Origin of the sequence: Luteibacter sp., assembly GCF_036499525.1 — a bacterium.
Taxonomy (GTDB): Bacteria; Pseudomonadota; Gammaproteobacteria; order Xanthomonadales; family Rhodanobacteraceae; genus Luteibacter.
Genome location: NZ_DASYDO010000012.1, coordinates 15,991 through 34,134 on the forward strand (window position 1 = coordinate 15,991; position 18,144 = coordinate 34,134).

Genomic DNA, 18,144 nt, shown 5'->3' on the forward strand with positions numbered 1-18,144 from the left:
CGCGCTTCAGTAATTTCTCAACACATTCCCCGGCAGGAACTGCCAGGTGCGCGTGATGTACAGCTCGTCCACGCGGTTCTTGTCCGCGGGCAGGGCGGGGAAGGGCGCCGCGAGGCGGACGATGCGCTGCGCGGCTTCGTCAAGCACTTTCCGGCCCGAACTCTTGATGACGTCCATGCTCTTGATCGTGCCGTCGCGGTTGAGGCCTACGGTGAGCACCAGCTCGCCATACAGTCCCTGGCGCCGTGCCTCGTCGGGGTAATTCAGGTTGCCCACGCGCTCCACGCGGCCGACCCAGCCCTTCATGTAGGCGGCGTAGGCATACTCACGGGTATTCGATGAGATGAATTTCTTCTTGGGACGCTTGGCGTACGCCTGCGATTGTTCACGCACCTCGGCGGCCAGTCGTGCCATTTCCATCCGGCGCTGCACGTCCTGGTCCGATTCCGGAAGGGGGCGTTCCTTCCGCTCGGTCTGCTCCCGCGCGGTGGCCACGGCGAAGGCCGTTTCGCCCGAACTGGTCAGGAGCTGGGTGGGCGTGGCGTCGCGCGGCGCGGGGGCCTGGGCCTCCTTCGGTTCGGCTGCCGGGCGGTGCTGCGCCGTGGGCAGCAGTCCCGAAACCGGCTCGGACGGACGCGCCGCCTTGTCCTGGTCGCCGCCGCCCGAGTTGTTCGCCTGGGCCAGGAAGTCGGCCTTGTCCGGCTGTTCCTGGTTGGCGACGTCCACGAGGGTGACATCCAGCGTGGGCACGCTCGGCCGTGGCTTTTCCGCCTCGAAGGTGATGCCGAGGATGAGGACACCATGCAGCAGCAGCGAGAACAGCAGGGTCGCGCCGAACAGGTCGGCGCCGGTGGTGCGGGTCGTCATCGGGCCTCGATTGCGTCGAACAGCAGCCCCGCGATGTTAATGCCGAACCGGGCGTCCAGTTCGCGGAGACCCGTCGGAGATGTGACGTTGATCTCGGTCAGGTAGTCGCCGATGACGTCCAGGCCCACGAAGCGCAGCCCGCGGCGGACCAGTTCCGGCGCGACCTGGGCGGCGATCCAGCGATCGCGCCCGGAAAGGGGGATGCCCTCGCCGCGGCCGCCGGCGGCCAGGTTGCCGCGGAACTCGTCGCCCTGCGGGATGCGCGCCAGGGCGTACGGCACCGGCTCGCCGTCGATCAGCAGGATGCGTTTGTCGCCGGAGGTGATCTCGGGGATGTACTTTTGCGCGATGGTGAAGTGGCGGCCGCCGTCGAGCAGCGTCTCCAGCATGGAATTCAGGTTGCTGTCGCCCGCCTTCACCCGGAAGATGCCGCGACCGCCCATGCCGTCCAGCGGTTTGAGCACCGCTTCGCCGTGTTCGCCCACGAAGGCCTTCAGTTCGCCGCGATCGCGCGAGACCAGGGTGGGCACGATGCACTGGGGGAAGTCGAGGGCGAACAGCTTCTCGTTGCAGTCGCGCAGCGAGCGCGGGTCGTTCACCACCTTGCACCCGGCGCGCTGGGCACGTTCCAGCACCATCGTGTCGTAGATGAACTGCGCATCCACCGGTGGGTCCTTGCGGGCCAGCACGATGTCCACGTCCGCGAGCGGACGCCACTCGGGCTCGCCGAGGACGAACCAGCCGGAAGGGTCTTCCTTCACAGTGAGGGCGCGCAGGCGGGCCCACGCTTCGCCATCGCGCAGAGCCAGGTCGCCCTGCTCCATGTACAGCAGGGCGTGTCCGCGACGGGAAGCTTCGAGCATCAGGGCGAAAGTGGTGTCCTTGGCGATCTTGATGGCGCGGATCGGGTCCATCAGGACAGCGACGGAGAGGGGCATCGGAACCTTCCAGAAGGCAGGAAAGAGGCCAAGTCTAGCTCTTTAGGAACAATTCATCTTGACGCCGTCCCGGCCAACCATTAAACAGCGGACGGGAGGAACGCCGAAGAGCGGGCCGCCGGAACCCCTCGGTTCCGGACAACGACCTGGCGCACGGAAATTGTCGGCCAAAACCGGCTATCCTGCGCGGGTATTTGCGGTTTTTTTCGTGGGACGGGGGCGCAGTGAACGAAAACGGACGCGGTAACGACCTGACTGGTTTACGGGTCATGGTCATCGACGATTCCAAAACCATCCGACGCACGGCGGAGACCCTGCTGAAGAAGGAAGGCTGCGACGTACTGACTGCCGTGGACGGGTTCGAGGCTCTCGCCAAGATCTCGGACCAGAAGCCGAGCATCATCTTCGTCGACATCATGATGCCGCGCCTCGACGGGTATCAGACGTGCGCGCTGATCAAGAACAACGCCCAATTCCGTGGCACGCCGGTCATCATGCTGTCCTCCAAGGACGGCCTGTTCGACAAGGCGCGCGGCCGCATCGTCGGCGCGGAGCAATATCTCACCAAGCCTTTCACCCGCGACGAACTTCTCGGCGCGATCCACCGGTACGCGAAGGCGAGCTGACCGAACTCCCACGCTAAACGACGTCCAGGGGGACGTGTGGCAAACATTCTCATCATCGACGACTCGCCCACCGACGTCCGCGTGTTCACCACGCTGCTCGAGAAGGCGGGTTTCTCCGTTTCCAGCGTCGACAACGCCGAAGCTGGCCTCGACCGCATCCGCGCGAACAAGCCGGACCTGGTGATCATGGACGTGATCATGCCGGGCATGAACGGCTTTCAGGCCACGCGCACGCTGAGCCGCGATCCGAACACGGCCGACGTGCCGGTGGTGATGATCACCACCAAGTCCATGGAAACCGACCGCGTCTGGGGCCTGCGCCAGGGCGCAAAGGCTTTTATCACCAAGCCGGTCAACGAGAAAGAACTGCTCTCGACGATCGCAAGCCTCCTCCCGAAAACGACGCATTGAGGACGCCATGAGCGAGAACGCGGCACTCACGCCTTTCGAACTGCTCGCTCATTACGAGCGGGCATGCCTCGCGCATTCCGCCGACGCTCCCGAGCGCGTGGAATCGCTGGGCCTGTGGCGCGGTATCGGTTTTCGCGTCGGGCGTCGCGCCTTCGTCAGCGGTATCGAGGAGATCAACGAGCTGCTGGCCGTTCCGCCGCTGACCAACGTGCCGGGCACCCAGCCCTGGCTGATGGGCGTGGCCAACGTGCGCGGCAACCTCGTGCCGGCGATCGACCTTGGCCGGTTCCTCTTCGACGAGCGCACGCCGGCGTCGGAACGCGCCCGCCTGCTGCTGGTCCGCCAGCATGGCGGCACAGTGGGTCTGCTGGTGGACGAAGTGTTCGGCCAGCGTACGATGGACGATGCCCAGCGGGGCACGGGGGAAGAAGAGCACGATCCACGGCTGCTGCGTTTCGTCGTGGAGAACGTCCAGCTCGGCGAGCAGACGTTCGGACTTTTCAGCATGAGCCGTCTGGTTCGTGCGCCGGATTTCCGGCAGGCGGCGCTTTAAGCGTCTCCGTGGGGGAGGGGACGGCCGCGTGGCCGCCCCTTACAGGATGATGGGCGGAGGCGGCTTGGCCGGTTCCGCGATGGGAACGGAGGGGCGGTCCTTGGGCCGCTTCGTCATGCTGGTGGCCATCGAGGCCCCGGCGGCTAGCTTTGCCAGGTTTGGGTGAGGTGGATATGAGCACGACAGCAGGCGGCGCAGGCCGGGAACGTGGCTACACGATCGTCATCGTGTTCCTGCTCCTGGCGATCGGTTTGGCGTCGGTCGACTTCTGGTGGCTGAACAACAAGAACGGCGAGGACCGCGAGGCCATCGCGCTCACGACCCAGGTGCAGGTGCTTTCGCAGCAGACCGCGAAGTACGCGCTCGAGGCGTCGGACGGCAACCGCGACTCCTTCCGCGAACTGGCCGCCACCAGGAACACGATCGATTCGGCCGTGCAGCGCCTGGTCAAGGGCGACGATAAGACCGGCATGCCGGCCTACGCCGACGGCAACCTCACCAACGCCGGCCGCGCCATCGGTGGCCTCTCGAACGCCTGGCACCAACTGGACGCGGACATCGGCAAGATCCTTTCGAACAAGGACCTGGTCCTGTCCTCGGGTGAACGCGCCGATCTTTTCGCCAAGCAGATGCCGCTGCTGAACGCCCGCACCGACGAGGTGCTGAACATCGTCCAGCAGAAGAATGCCTCGGTGGAACAGACGTTCACCCTGGCCCGCTGGATGCTCATGGCCGACCGCATGATCCGCCGCGTGCAGGAGATCCTGCAGGGTGGCGACGGCGCGCAGTCCGCGGCCGACGGCCTGTCCCGCGATGCGCAGTTGTACGGCGCGGTGCTGAAGGGCCTGATCGACGGCAACCCGGACGGTGGCGTCCGTGCCATCGGCGACGGCAACGCGCGCAAGATTCTCGAAGGCATGCAGACCTCCTGGGGCGACCTGGTGGATCCGGTGAACCAGCTGGTCACCGCCTCGCCGAACCTGCAGGACGTGAAGCGCGCGGGCAACCAGGCCTCGCTCGATTCGCAGACCGTGCTGCTCCGCGCGAACGAGTCCGCGGACCAGATCGCAAAGCTGCCGCTGACCCGCCTGTTCCCGAATGTATGGTGGGGCCTGCTCGGCGCCATCGGCGCGGTGCTGTTCGCGCTGCTGCTGGTCTATAACCTCGTGCGCGACCAGCGTCGCCGCTTCGAGACCACGTCCGAACTGAACCAGCGCAACCAGACCGCGATCATGCGGCTGCTGGACGAGATGGGCACGCTCGCCGAAGGCGACCTGACCATCAAGGCCACGGTGACAGAGGACATCACGGGCGCCATCGCGGACGCCATGAACTCCGCCGTGGACGAGATGCGCAACCTCGTGACCACGATCAACGAGACCGCGGTACGCGTCTCCGCGGCGGCACAGGAAACCCAGGCCACCGCCATGCACCTCGCCGACGCGGCGGAACAGCAGGCGCAGCAGATCACCTCGGCCACCTCCGCGATCAACCAGATCGCGACCTCGATGGACACGGTGTCGAAAGATTCCGCGGAATCGGCGGACGTCGCACAGCGCTCGGTGCAGATCGCATCGCGCGGCGCCGAAGTGGTGCGCGAGACGATCCAGGGCATGGACTCCATCCGCGACCAGATCCAGGAAACTTCCAAGCGCATCAAGCGCCTGGGCGAGTCGTCGCAGGAAATCGGCTCGATCGTGGAACTCATCAACGACATCGCCGAGCAGACCAACATCCTGGCGTTGAACGCAGCCATCCAGGCGGCTTCGGCGGGTGAAGCCGGCCGCGGTTTCGCGGTGGTGGCGGACGAAGTGCAGCGCCTCGCCGAACGCTCGGCGAGCGCCACGAAGCGAATCGAAACCCTGGTCCAGACGATTCAGTCCGATACCAACGAAGCGGTCAGCTCCATGGAACAGACCACCGCGGAAGTGGTGGCCGGTGCCCGCCTGGCGGAGGACGCCGGTACGGCACTGGGCGACATCGAGCGCGTCTCGAACGACCTTTCGGCGCTGATTCAGAACATCTCCGCCGCGGCACGCCAGCAGTCCGCTGCGGCAACCGATACCTCGGCCACGATGAACGTCATCCAGGAAATCACCTCGCAGACGTCGCTGGGCGCGAGCCAGACGGCCGAGTCGATCGGCAACCTGGCCCAGCTCGCGAACGACCTGCGCCTGTCCGTCGCGAACTTCAAGCTGCCGGGCTAACGCAGTGAGACTCCAAGACCATACCGATTTCACCACACTGCACTGGGTCAAGGCCGAGCTCGACGACGCCTTGTCCAAGGCGCGCCAGGCCCTTGAGTCGTACGTTGAGGATTCGCGGGACGCCTATGTCATGCACACCTGCGCCGCCGACCTGCACCAGGTGCACGGCACGTTGCGTATGGTCGAGCTCTACGGCGCCGCGATGGTCGTCGGCGAGATGGAGCAACTGGTCGCGGCGCTGATCGACGACCGCGTTGCCCAGCGCGACGATGCCTACGCCGCGCTCATGCGCGGCATGATGCAGATGCCCGATTATCTCGAGCGCCTGCAGAGCGGCCATCGCGATGTGCCCATCGTGCTCCTGCCGCTGCTGAACGACCTGCGCGCAAGCCGCGGCGAGCAATCGCTGCATGAATCCGCACTGTTCACGCCGAATCTCGACACCATGCTGCCGGCAACGGCCCCCGGTGCGAGCGAACCGGCCGTGGCCGAATCCCAGCGCCGCGAACTTGCCGAACTGCGCGTTCGCTTCCAGCAGCAGTTGCTGGCGTGGTTCCGCGGCCAGGGCAACGAGCGCCAGTTGCTCGGCATGCGCGCCACGCTCGACAGCATCGCCGCGCGTTGTTACAGCATTGCCGGCCGCCGCCTGTGGTGGATCGCCGCGGGCGTGCTCGAAGGCCTGGAGCGCGGCGTGCTGCGCGCGCACGAGAAGGACGTGCGCCAGCTGATTGGCCGCGTGGACCGCTCAATTCGCGAACTGGTCGATGGCGGCGAAGAAGCGCTGCTCAACGGCGATGCCGATGAACTCGCGCGCAAACTGCTTTATTACGTGGCCCAGGCCAAGCCGGGCAGCGAGCGTATCGAGGAACTGCGCCAGACCTACCGCCTCGAAGGCCTGCTGCCGCAGGCTTCGGAACTGGAGCACGCCCGTGGTTCGATGTCCGGGCACAACCGCGCCCTGCTCGACACCGTGTCGGCAGCGATCAAGGACGACCTGCTGCGGGTGAAGGAATCGCTCGACCTGTTCCTGCGCCGTCCCGATGGCGATCCGGCCCAGCTGGGCCAGCAAACCGAAGTGCTCGACCGCGTCGGCGATACGCTGGGCATGCTCGCCCTGGGCGTGCCGCGTCGTGTCGTCGGCGAACAGCGGCGGATCCTGGGCGAAATCGCCACCGGCACGCGCGAGCCGGACGAGGAATCGCTGCTCGACGTCGCGGGCGCGCTGCTCTACGTGGAAGCCTCGCTCGACGACCATATCGAGCGCCTGGGCGCGGACGGCGACGTGCCACCGCCAAGCGAACTCGGCCCGTCGCCCCTGCCGCGCAGCGAGGCGCGGCATATCCTTTCCACGCTGATGCGCGAAGCGACCGCCAATACCGCCAAGGTGAAGGAGTCGATCGTCGGCTTCGTCGAATCCTCCTGGGACCACGACCAGCTCGCCGGTGCCCCGGCGCAGATGGCCGAGATCGGCGGCGCGATGCGCATGCTCGGCGCCAGCCGTCCGGCCGAACTCGCCGACGGCATCGGCCTGTTCATCCACCGCGAACTGCTCGGCGATCGCCGCGTGCCCAATGGCACGCAGATGGATCGTCTCGCCGATGCGCTGGCCGCGCTCGAGTATTACCTCGAGGCGGCACGCGAGCATCGCGGCGGCCTGGAACACATCCTCGACGTCACCCAGCAGAGCCTGGCCGAACTGGGTTACTGGCCCGTGCCGGGCGATGCGGAAGGCGATGGGGAAGCCCTTGGCGACGCGGCCCTCGAGGACATCGAGGCTGCCGCCATCGAACACATCGCGGTACCTGCGACGAGCGCCGACGCCGGCGAAACCGTGGCCAGCTTCGCCGACAGCTTCGACCTCGTGGACGAACCGCCCGCGCAGGATGAAGTCGTCACCGGGCTTTCTGTTCCCGTCGCCGCGGAGGCATCCGCCGGCGAAGAAGACTGGGTAGAGATAGAGGAAGAGGTCGAGCAGGAAGTCGGCGGTTCCGGCATGGCCGAGTTCGCGGGCTTCCAGATCACGGTCGACGGCATCGACGATGAGATCCGCGAGATATTCCTCGAGGAAACCGAGGAAGAGATCGGTAACCTGCGCGCCGCGCTGGGGCACTGGCTCGCCGAGCCGGAGCGCAGCGATGCGCTGGTGCCGATCCGCCGTTCCTTCCACACCCTGAAGGGCTCCGGCCGACTGGTGGGGGCGCGCCTGCTGGGCGAGTTCTCCTGGAAGGTGGAGAACATGCTCAACCGCGTGCTCGACGGTTCGATCGCGCCGCACGAAGGCGCGCAGGCGCTGGTGCGCCATGCCGTCGAAGCGCTGCCGCAACTCAGGGCCGCGCTGGAGGGCGATGCCACGCCGGCCGCGCCGATTGCCGCGATCATGGAAACAGCCGATCGCCTGGCCATGGGCGACATGGCGTTCGTCGAAGACGTGGCGCGCAACTCCATCCATCGCGTGCGCAGCAAGGTCAAGCGCCGCGTGCCGCGCGATACCATCGCGGCGGTACCGACCGCCGGCTTCGCCGCCTATGGCCAGCCGCCGGTGGAAACGCCGGAAACCGCGGCACTCGGCCACGCCGCGCCGGCCGACGCCATGGACGCCGCCGATCCTGTCTACGTCGCGCCGCCGCTGCCGCCAGTGGATGCGGTGCTGCTCGACATCCTGCGCGCGGAAGTGGCGCAGTACCTCACCGTCATCCGTGCCACCCTCGCCACGGCGGGGGACGGCGAACTGCCGGTGGACGATGCCCTGCTGCGCGCCGTGCATACGCTGCACGGCGCGATCGGCATGGTGGACATCCCCGTACTGATCCAGGTGCTGGCGCCGCTGGAAGGCCTGATCAAGCGCGTGCGTGCCACGGGCTTGCCGTTGAGGCGAGAAGGCGTGGCCGTGCTCACTGAAGCGGCCGACCTGGTCGATCACGTCATGGCCCAGTTCGACGCGCCCGATCCACGCGTTCCGGACGTGGACGCGCTTGCCACGCGCATCGCCGCGCTGCGAGACGAACAGCCGGAAGCGACAGTCGCCCATATCCTGTACGAGCCCGATCCACTGCCGCTCGACGACGAGTTGGCGGAAGAGGGCGAACTGCCGCGTATCGAGCAGGTGCCGGTGGAACCGATCGCTTCCAGCGACGAATTCACCGCGGAGTTGCTGGCCTCGATCGAGGACTTCGAGATCGAAACACCCGCGATCGAGAAGCCCGAAGGCGAAGTCCGGCCCATACTGGCATACGACGCCGAAGAAGACGCCGCGTGGCGTTCGCTGCTGGGTGAGATCGAAAGTGCCGCGTCACCGGTAGTCGCCGAAGAGGTTGCGTTGCCGCTGCTGACGTCGCATGGCAGTGACGTGCCGGAAGAACCGGTTGTTGCGAACGAGCCGGTCTTCATCGAGGACCAGTCGCACGAGCCACTCGCGCTACCCGTGCACACGCCGGTGGACGAGCCCGGTCCCACACTCGCGCCGGAACTGTCGCCTTATGCCGATATCGATCCGGACCTGCTCGAGGTGTTCGTCGAGGAAGGCCGCGAGATCCTGGACCATGCAGACGCCGCGCTCGCCGCCTGGCGTGCCGAGCCCGAGCAGCCGGAGCACGTGGCCGCACTGCAACGTGACCTGCACACGCTGAAGGGCAGCGCACGCATGGCCGGCATCTCAGCGGTCGGCGACTTGTCGCACGCGATGGAAGCGCTGCTCGACGCGGTGGCGGGTGGCCAGCGCGAGGGCGACCGCCCTGCCATCGAGGCGACGGAGGCCGGTTTCGACCGCCTGCACGGCATGGTGCAATTCATCGCACTGGGCAAGCCGATCTCCCTTACCGACGCCGACATCGAGCCGTTCGCGCGCCTGGCGGGCTCGCCGATCGCACCCGACACCCTCACGGCCGACGCGTATCGCGAAGAACGCGAGGCCGCGATCATCGAGCATGCGCCCGCGTTCGAACAGCCCGCGGAAGCCGAGCCTCATGCGGCGTCCGTTCTCGAACGCGATCTTCCCGCACTCCTTCCGGAGTTCGAGGAAGAGGAACTCCAGCGCGCGTCGCAGGAACAGATCCGGGTTCGAGCGGACATGCTCGACACGCTGGTGAACCACGCCGGTGAGGTGTCGATCTACCGCTCGCGCCTGGAACAGCAGACGGCCAGTTTCCGTTCGGCGCTCACCGAGCACGAGCAGACGGTCAGCCGCCTGCGCAGCCAGCTGCGCATGCTCGAGATCGAAACCGAGGCGCAGATCATCGCGCGCTATCACCAGGAACACCGCGATACCGGCCTGTCCAGCTTCGATCCACTGGAACTCGACCGCTTCTCGCAGTTGCAGCAGTACTCGCGAGCACTGGCCGAGTCGGTGTCCGATCTTGTCTCGCTACAGACGATCCTTGACGAGCTGACCCGGCAATCCGAGACCCTCCTGCTCCAGCAGCAGCGGGTGAACGCGGAGCTGCAGGAAGGTCTCATGCAGACGCGCATGCTGCCGTTCGATGCCATGGTGCCGAACCTGCGCCGCACGCTACGCCAGGCTGCCTCCGACGTGGGCAAGCGCGCGCAGCTGGTGGTGGAGGGCGCCAACGGCGAAATGGACCGCAACATGCTCGACCGCATCAAGGCGCCTTTCGAGCACATGCTGCGCAACGCCGTGGCGCACGGCATCGAGGCGCCGGCGGCGCGCGAGGCCGCGGGCAAGAACCCGGAAGGCACGGTGCGCATCCAGGTATCGCGCGAGGCGACCGAGGTCGTCGTGCGCCTGTCCGACGATGGCGGCGGCATGGATCGCGACGCGATCCGCGCCAAGGCCATCGAGCGTGGCCTGCTGCGCGCCGACGCCCGCGTGTCCGACGACCAGATCTACCAGCTCACCCAGGTGCCGGGTTTCTCCACCGCGGAGAAGGTCACCCAGGTGGCCGGGCGCGGCGTGGGCATGGACGTGGTGGCCAACGAGATCAAGCAGCTCGGCGGCACGCTCGGCATCGAATCGCAGAAGGGCAGCGGTACGACCTTCGTGATGCGCCTGCCGTTCACCCTCGCAGTGACCCAGGCCCTGATCGTGCGGATCGGCGAAACCAACTTCGCCATTCCGATGACTTCGGTGCATGGCGTGGCGCGCATGGCGCCCAACGAACTCGCCCATCGCATGGCTGACGCCGAACCCGGGTTCGATTACCTGGGCGAGGAATACGGCATCCACGACCTCCCGCAGTTGCTTGGCGTGCACGTGGTGTCGTCGCCGGACGAAGGCGACATCCCGCTGCTGCTCGCCCGCTCGGGCGATCTGCGCGCCGCGATCCGCGTCGACGCCGTCCTCGGCTCGCGCGAAATCGTGGTCAAGCCGGTTGGCCCCCAGGTGAGCTCGGTACCGGGCATCCTCGGCGCGACGATCATGGGCGACGGTTCGGTGCTCATGATTCTCGATCTCGCACCGCTGGTCCGCCACGGCGTGGCGCGCCGCGCCTTCGAGGCAGAGGCCCTGGTGCCGCATGCGCCACGCGCACAGGACGAGACCCGCGTGAAGCCGCTGGTGATGGTGGTCGACGATTCGATCACCATGCGCAAGGTGACCGGCCGCGTGCTCGAGCGTCACGAGTTCGAAGTGATGACGGCGAAGGACGGCGTGGATGCACTCGAGAAACTCAACGAGCGCGTGCCCGACCTGATGCTGCTCGACATCGAGATGCCGCGGATGGACGGCTACGAGCTGGCGACGCAGATGAAGGCCGACGAACGCCTTGCCGGCGTGCCGATCATCATGATCACCTCACGCACCGGCGATAAGCATCGCCAGCGCGCGTTCGACATCGGTGTCGATCGCTACATCGGCAAGCCGTACCAGGAGAACGACCTCATCGTGCAGATCAACGACGTGCTCGGAGCCCACCATGGCTGATCGCGAGGCGACCGTCGCGCTGCTGTTCGACGATGCCAGCCTTTCCGCCCATCTGCGGGAAGCACTCGTCGCCCAGGGCGCGCGGATCGTCTACGAATCGGACCTGCGTTCGTTCGCGCCGGCGGAGCTTGTCGGCTCCTCGGCCAACGTGGTCGTTGTCGACCTGGACGATCCGGGCGACGACGACCTGGACCGCCTGTACGACACCGTCGAAGGCGGGCACCCGCGCCTCGTGTTCAACGATGCCGATGCGAGCCGCAAGCTCGAGGGCTGGGACCGCGCCCGCTGGGCACGTCACCTGGCCGCGAAACTGGTCGGGGAGATGGCACTCGATCCGCCCCGTCCCGAGGATGCGCGCGCCATCGAGCCGCGCGTCGTAGCGCTTGCGGGCGTCGCCGCACCGGCCGAGGAAAGCTTCGACGAACCGCTGGTCGACGACCTGGCGATGACCGGTAGCCATGGCTACCTGGAGACGCCGATGCCCGCGCAGGATGACTTCGTCACCGACGAGACGCCGGCCGTGGCGGAAGGCGTTACCCACGAACTGAGCTTCTCGACGGCGCTGTCCGAGGACGGCACCGTGGCGGAAGGCGAACCCACCGATCCTTCCGAATTGGCCGCGGAACTCGAAGCCCTGCTGGCGGATTCGGGACCGTTGGCGGACGACGATCTCGAATCGGTGCCTTCCACGCCAGTCGAACTCACCGAGCTGGCCTTCCTCGACCTGTCCGGTTTCGAGGTGGTCGAAGAAGCGCCGGCGCCTGCGCCGCAACCCGAAGAAGGATTCGATGCCGGCCGCTTCAGCCTCGCGTCGCTTGACGACAACGAGCGATCGGGCGAAGCGCCTGAGGCGATGCCTGCCGTGCAGATCGAATCGCGCGCCACTGAATACGTGCCTCCGCCGGTGCCGGAGTGGGACCTGGTCGATCACGACACGATCGTGGTCGAGTCCGCCCCTCGAGCCGAGCCGGCCGAATTCGGCATCGAAACCATGAGCGCGAAGGAATACCTCGCGCACGACGTCGTGGACGACGGCACGCACGGTCTCGAGTCGGGCTTCACGCTGGAACTGGTTTCCATGGAAGAGGCGGTCGCCCCGCGTACGGATGGCGATTTCGCGCACGAGATGTTCCTCGAGGCGGCGCCGCGCGCGGTGCGCCGCGTGATCGCGCTTGGCGGCACGCAGGAGAGCGAGGCATCGATCGCTACCTTCCTCGCCGCGCTTCCTGCGCGTATACCGGGCGTGTTGCTCGTGGTTGCCCATCACGAGGATGCGCAGGCTTTTGCGACACGTCTCGGACGCGCGCGTATCGCGACCGATGGCAGCCATGCCGTGCATGGTGACTGTATCGTCGTGCCGTGCGGCTCACATGTACAGATCCGCCGCGACGGCAGCGTCACGGTGCGCGACGATGGCAGTTCCTCGAACGCGAACGGCCCGTCGATCGACGGCATCTTCAGCACGCTTGCCGGTGGCTTCGGTGCCGACGTGCTGGCCATCGTTTTCGCAGGCCGCGGCAACGACGCGGTCGCCGGTTCGCAGGCGGTATACGACGCGGGCGGCCGGGTATGGGTCGAAACCGTGCCGCCGGAGCTGGAGGCGGGACACATGGTGGCGGGCATCCGCGAGGAGCGGGTGGCCGACTTTGCCGGCGACGTGCGGGCGCTGGCACAGAAACTGATCGAGGAACTTCCATGAGCGAGCCGTTACCGCGAGAAATCCGCTGCGTCCTGATTCCCAGCGGTGGCGTCCGCCTGTTGCTTCCGAATGCCGCGGTGGCTGAAGTAATCACCCTTGCCGGTGTCGAGCCGGTGGCCGATGCGCCGTCCTGGCTGCTGGGCCAGATCGCCTGGCGCGGCTGGAGCATTCCTCTGTTGAGCTTCGACCACGTGGCGAGCCTTCCGGAGGACGCACCGCCGCAGGCCGCGCGCGTCGCAGTGCTGAAGGGGGTGGGCCAGCACCCTTCCATGCCTTACCTCGCCGTGCTTACCCACGGCTTTCCGCGCCTGACCACATTGAACGCGGAACTCTTGCTTCCGACCCACGACGGCCACGACCTGCCTTTTGGCGTCCGCGCCCGCGTGCTGGTCCGCGACGATACGGCGATCATTCCGGACCTGGAGCAGCTCGAAGGCACGCTGGCGGAAATGCTGGCGACAGCTTGACTTGTAATTGAGAATCATTATCATCAACTCCGCGCCCTAACCTGCGGAGTCAGACCATGCTGCTTCGATCGCTTCCCCTGAACGACAACGGCGACCGCGACAAGGTCGTGCCGCTTCGTGCCGCCCCGATGGCTGTCCGGCGGGTCGAAAGCAGGAACCTGCTGGACGGTTCGCGCGAGCTGGTCATCGAGCACCAGGGCAGCGAGTACCACCTGCGCCTGACGCGTAACGACAAGCTCATCCTGACCAAGTAAGCGTCACCCTCTCCCCGACGCCAAGCCACGCGGGTCTCCCCAGGCCGCCCAGCCAGGCATCCTCGCATCGCCCACGTCACCGGGAGACGCCATGTTCGGCTGGCTCGCATCGTTCGGCGTGCATTCGCGCGCCCGCTCCACCGCCACCACGCGCTGGCTGGCCCTATCGCCGCGCACGCTGTTCGAAGGCCTGGGCCAGCTGGGTGGCGTGCTCTATCTCGCGCCTCGTCATGCCGCATTGCCTTACGTCGCCGAACCGCTGGGTTGCCTGGTCGAATCGGCCGAGCTGGCGGCGTTGCTGGGCACGCGACATGTCGGCGTCAGCGGTGCGGTGACCGCCGAAGGGCCCCGCGAATGGATCGATTGCGTGAACGGGGAGGGCAACACCGTCGGCCGCGTATACCTCCTGCCGGACACCGATTATCTCGCCTGGGACGGGCTGTTCGCGGGTGCGCTGCCCGCGCTTCCGCCTGCGTGTCGCATGCCCGATCGCGACTGGGTGCGGGGTTCCCGAGCGCGGGTGCTCTGTTTCACCCGGCGGCGCATGGCCGGCTTCACGGTGCTTGGTACTCGCGACGCACCGATTTCCTCGCTAGGCCATGGCGTGGCGCGTGCTATTGCCGTTTCCGAGTCCCTCGCTACCCTGGGGTAGGAGCGCGCCTTGCGCGCGACATGTTTTGAGGCTGAGCCCCGGAGCTGGCGCGCAGACGTGGAAAACGGGGCGAAGGGCGATCGCGCGCAGGGCGCGTTCCTACCTATGTGTCCGGACTCTCCAGTGTCCGGACACTTTGTCCGCGGACACCCCCTCGGCCTAGCGCGACCACGCTATATATTTGATCTGAAAGTATTTCATGGCTTGGCACGGCGCTTGCTGGCTATCCCGGCAAGTAGACCAGGGAATCCACCATGATCCGTGACACCTCCGCCCAGGACCGTCTCGTCGAAGTCCGCCCGACCCGCGCTCGCAATCGCAAGTTCCTCCTTATCGGAGGAGGCGTCGCCGCGGTGGCCCTCATCGCCCTTGCCGCGCCGCGCGTGGCCACGATGTTCTCGGCGGACACCTCGGTCAGCGCTTCTCGACTGAATTTCGGCACCGTGACGCGTGGTCCCTTCGTCCGCGACATCGCCGCCGAGGGCAAGGTCGTGGCGGCGGTGAGCCCCACCATGTACGCGGCCTCCTCCGGTGCGGTGGTGCTGAAGGTGCACGCGGGCGACGTGGTGAAGAAGGGGCAGGTCCTGGCGGTTATCACCAGCCCCGAACTGACCAGCAAGCTGTCCCAGGAAAAGTCGGCTGCGGACGCGATGGAAGTGGAATACCTGCGCGCGCAGATCGACGCGAAGAAGAAGCGCTCCGAACTTCAGAAGGCTTTCGATAACGCCACCATCGACCAGACTGCCGCCGAGCGCGACCTGAATCGCTACGAGAGCGCCTACGGCAAAGGCGCGGTGCCGCAGGCCGATGTCGACAAGGCCAAGTCCACGCTCGACAAGGCGCAGATCACCGCCAAGCATGCCAAGACCGATCTCTCGATGGACAACGACAGCCTCACGTTCGACGTGCAGGCAAAGAAGCTCGCCCACGATCGCCAGGTGTACCTGGTGCAGGACCTCGAGCGCCAGGTGGAAGACCTCAACGTGAAGTCGCCGGTGGACGGCCAGGTAGGCCAGTTGTTCATCGCCGAACGCGCCACGGTGGCCAAGGATGCACAGCTCCTCAGCGTCATCGACCTTTCCGCGCTGGAAGTGGAAATGAAGGTGCCGGAGAGCTTCGCCCGCGACCTCGCCATCGGCATGCCGGGCGAAATCAGCGGTAACGGCAAGCAGTGGGACGGCAAGGTCAGCGCCGTGTCGCCTGAAGTGGTGAATGGCGAGGTGTCCGCCCGCCTGCGTTTCGACGGCGAAACGCCCAAGCAACTGCGCCAGAGCCAGCGCCTGTCCGTGCGTATCCTGATGGACAAGCGCGACAACGTGCTCACCGTGCAGCGCGGCTCCTTCGTCGACGAAAGCGCAGGCCGCTATGCCTACGTGGTGAACGACGCCATGGCCGATCGCCGTGACATCCGTGTCGGCGCGAGCAGCATCGACAAGGTAGAAATCCTGGATGGCCTGAAGGAAGGCGACAAGATCGTCATCTCCGGTGCCGACACCTTCGGCGACGCGAAACACGTCGCCATCAGCCGCTGATAGAGGGAAAAACCATGCTCAAGATGACCCATCTCGCCAAGGTCTACCGCACGGAAGTCGTCGAGACCTACGCCTTGCGCGACTTCAACATCAATGTGAAGGAAGGCGAGTTTGTCGCTGTGACCGGTCCCTCGGGCTCGGGCAAGACCACCTTCCTGACCATCGCGGGCCTGCTGGAAACGTTCACCGGTGGCCATTACCACCTCGACGGCGTGGAAGTGAGCCAGCTCGACGATAACGCCCGCTCGCGCATCCGCAACGAGAAGATCGGCTTCATCTTCCAGGCCTTCAACCTGATTCCCGACCTCAACGTGTTCGACAACGTGGAAGTGCCGCTGCGCTATCGCGGCATGAAGGCCGCCGAGCGCAAGCAGCGCATCATGGATGCGCTGGAACGCGTGGGCCTTGCCTCGCGCGCCAAGCATTATCCGGCGGAACTTTCCGGCGGCCAGCAGCAGCGCGTGGCCATCGCCCGTGCGCTGGCCGGCTCGCCGCGCCTGCTCCTGGCCGACGAACCCACAGGCAACCTCGATACGCAGATGGCCCGCAGCGTGATGGAGCTGCTCGAGGAGATCCATCGCGAAGGCGCCACCATCGTCATGGTCACGCACGATCCGGAACTGGCCGCCCGCGCGCAGCGCAACGTCCACGTGATCGACGGCCAGGTAGTCGACCTTGCGGAAGAGCCGCGCTTCCACGCGCACGCCCATACCGCGCATTCCTGATCCCGTCGCTAATCTCGGGGGCACCCATGTTCAGTTACTACCTTCAACTCGGACTGCGCAGCCTGCGCCGCAACCCGATGCTCACCGCGCTGATGGTGATGGCGATCGGGTTCGGCGTAGCCGCATCGATGACTACTTACTCGGTGTTCCGAGCGACCTCGCGCGATCCGATCCCGCAGAAGTCCGATGTGCTCTACAACGTGCAGATCGACAACTGGGGTCCCGAGAACATCAAGAGCGGCGAGCCGCCGCCGGCATTGAGCTACAGGGATGCGACGGCACTGCTGCGTGCGCACAAGGCCAAGCGGCAGACCGTCAGCTACCCGGTGGGCGTGTCGGTGATTCCGGAAGATCCCTCCCGGTTGCCAATGCGCCAGGGCGCTTATGCGACGGGTGCCGACTTCTTCCCGATGTTCGACGTGCCCTTCCTGCAGGGACGGGGTTGGAGCCTCGACGACGACGAGAAGCATGCCGACGTGGTCGTCATCAGCAAGTCGCTGAACGACAAGCTGTTCAATGGCGGACCCAGCGTCGGCAAGCAGTTGAACCTGGACGGACACCTGTTCCGCATTACCGGCGTTATCAAGGACTGGGCCCCTCAGCCGGTCTTCTTCGACGTGCCCAACACGCAGGGTTTCGACGATGCTGCGTCGGTGTATGTGCCGTTCACCCGCGCAGTGGACCTCAAGCTTCCCAACAACGGCAACAACAACTGCGTGAAGGACCCTGGCGAAGGCTGGGAGAACTACCTGCGCTCGGAATGCATCTGGCTTTCCCTGTGGGCCGAATTGCCGAGCAGGTCCGACGCGCAATCCTATCGCGAGTACCTGACGGGTTATGCCGCGGAGATGCAGCGGTCGGGAAGATTCAGCTGGGCGCCGAACGTCCGCCTGCGCAATGTCATGGACTGGCTGTCGGTACAGAAGGTCGTGCCGCGCGAGTCGCAGGTATCGCTCATGGTGTCGCTCGGCTTCCTGATCATCTGCCTGGTGAACACGGTCGGGCTGCTGCTGGCGAAATTCCTGCGTCGGGCGCCTGAAATCGGCGTTCGCCGCGCCCTGGGCGCGTCGCGCCGGGACATCTACGCACAGTTCCTCATCGAAGCGGGGACGATCGGCATTGCCGGCGGTGTGCTTGGCTTGCTGCTCACGGGAGTCGGCGTGCTCGGAGTCGGCCTGGTCTTCCCCGAGGAGATCGCGCGACTCGCCACGCTGGACCCGGCGCTGATGGCCCTCACGCTCCTGGTGGCGATCGGGGCATCGGTCATCGCCGCGTTCTATCCCACCTGGCGCGCCGCTCAGGTGCAGCCTGCGTGGCAGCTGAAGTCGAACTGAGGAT

At 66.3% G+C, this 18,144-nt stretch carries 14 protein-coding genes; 12 read left to right on the plus strand and 2 right to left on the minus strand.

Going from position 1 to position 18,144, the window contains the following annotated elements:
* Positions 1-6: 6 nt before the first annotated feature.
* Together VGM71_RS01585 and gshB are read right to left on the minus strand one after the other, a co-directional pair.
* Complete coding sequence (locus VGM71_RS01585) at positions 7-867, minus strand: energy transducer TonB (RefSeq protein WP_331542021.1); 861 nt, start codon at positions 865-867, stop codon at positions 7-9.
* Entirely contained in the window at positions 864-1,805 is a 942-nt protein-coding gene (gene gshB, locus VGM71_RS01590; RefSeq protein WP_331542023.1) for a glutathione synthase, read from the minus strand. Before gshB ends, VGM71_RS01585 begins: the two co-directional genes overlap by 4 nt.
* Positions 1,806-2,074: 269 nt before the next feature.
* On the opposite strand from gshB, the gene pilG reads away from it, so the two are divergent.
* The 12 genes from pilG (at position 2,075) to VGM71_RS01650 (ending at position 18,140) form a co-directional block, all read left to right on the plus strand.
* Complete coding sequence (pilG, locus tag VGM71_RS01595) at positions 2,075-2,431, plus strand: twitching motility response regulator PilG (protein ID WP_414675072.1); 357 nt, start codon at positions 2,075-2,077, stop codon at positions 2,429-2,431.
* Positions 2,432-2,467: 36 nt separating this feature from the next.
* Positions 2,468-2,842: a response regulator gene (locus VGM71_RS01600; RefSeq protein WP_331542025.1), complete on the plus strand. Its 375-nt coding sequence runs from the start codon at positions 2,468-2,470 to the stop codon at positions 2,840-2,842.
* A gap of 7 nt (positions 2,843-2,849) precedes the next feature.
* Positions 2,850-3,395: a chemotaxis protein CheW gene (locus tag VGM71_RS01605; RefSeq protein WP_331542026.1), complete on the plus strand. Its 546-nt coding sequence runs from the start codon at positions 2,850-2,852 to the stop codon at positions 3,393-3,395.
* A gap of 173 nt (positions 3,396-3,568) precedes the next feature.
* Positions 3,569-5,602, plus strand: coding sequence for a methyl-accepting chemotaxis protein (locus tag VGM71_RS01610; protein WP_331542027.1), 2,034 nt, complete (start codon positions 3,569-3,571; stop codon positions 5,600-5,602).
* A 4-nt stretch (positions 5,603-5,606) separates the two neighbouring features.
* On the plus strand, positions 5,607-11,477 hold the full coding sequence (locus VGM71_RS01615) for an Hpt domain-containing protein (protein WP_331542028.1): 5,871 nt from the start codon (positions 5,607-5,609) through the stop codon (positions 11,475-11,477).
* Positions 11,470-13,176, plus strand: a complete 1,707-nt coding sequence (locus tag VGM71_RS01620) for a chemotaxis protein CheB (RefSeq protein WP_331542029.1) — start codon at positions 11,470-11,472, stop codon at positions 13,174-13,176. The genes VGM71_RS01615 and VGM71_RS01620 overlap by 8 nt, the downstream gene beginning before the upstream one ends.
* The gene (locus tag VGM71_RS01625; RefSeq protein WP_331542030.1) at positions 13,173-13,643 is read left to right on the plus strand and encodes a chemotaxis protein CheW; all 471 of its coding nucleotides are present in this window, start codon (positions 13,173-13,175) and stop codon (positions 13,641-13,643) included. The genes VGM71_RS01620 and VGM71_RS01625 overlap by 4 nt, the downstream gene beginning before the upstream one ends.
* A 56-nt stretch (positions 13,644-13,699) precedes the next feature.
* The gene (gene hemP, locus VGM71_RS01630; RefSeq protein WP_331542031.1) at positions 13,700-13,897 is read left to right on the plus strand and encodes a hemin uptake protein HemP; all 198 of its coding nucleotides are present in this window, start codon (positions 13,700-13,702) and stop codon (positions 13,895-13,897) included.
* A 91-nt stretch (positions 13,898-13,988) separates the two neighbouring features.
* Positions 13,989-14,549, plus strand: a complete 561-nt coding sequence (locus VGM71_RS01635; RefSeq protein ID WP_331542032.1) for a hypothetical protein — start codon at positions 13,989-13,991, stop codon at positions 14,547-14,549.
* 254 nt (positions 14,550-14,803) lie between these two features.
* Entirely contained in the window at positions 14,804-16,081 is a 1,278-nt protein-coding gene (locus VGM71_RS01640) for an efflux RND transporter periplasmic adaptor subunit (protein WP_331542033.1), read from the plus strand.
* Positions 16,082-16,095: 14 nt separating this feature from the next.
* Positions 16,096-16,806 carry an ABC transporter ATP-binding protein gene (locus tag VGM71_RS01645; protein ID WP_331542034.1) on the plus strand — a complete coding sequence of 237 codons (711 nt, stop codon included), beginning with the start codon at positions 16,096-16,098 and terminating at the stop codon, positions 16,804-16,806.
* Positions 16,807-16,832: 26 nt separating this feature from the next.
* Complete coding sequence (locus VGM71_RS01650; RefSeq protein ID WP_331542035.1) at positions 16,833-18,140, plus strand: ABC transporter permease; 1,308 nt, start codon at positions 16,833-16,835, stop codon at positions 18,138-18,140.
* Positions 18,141-18,144 lie beyond the last annotated feature (4 nt).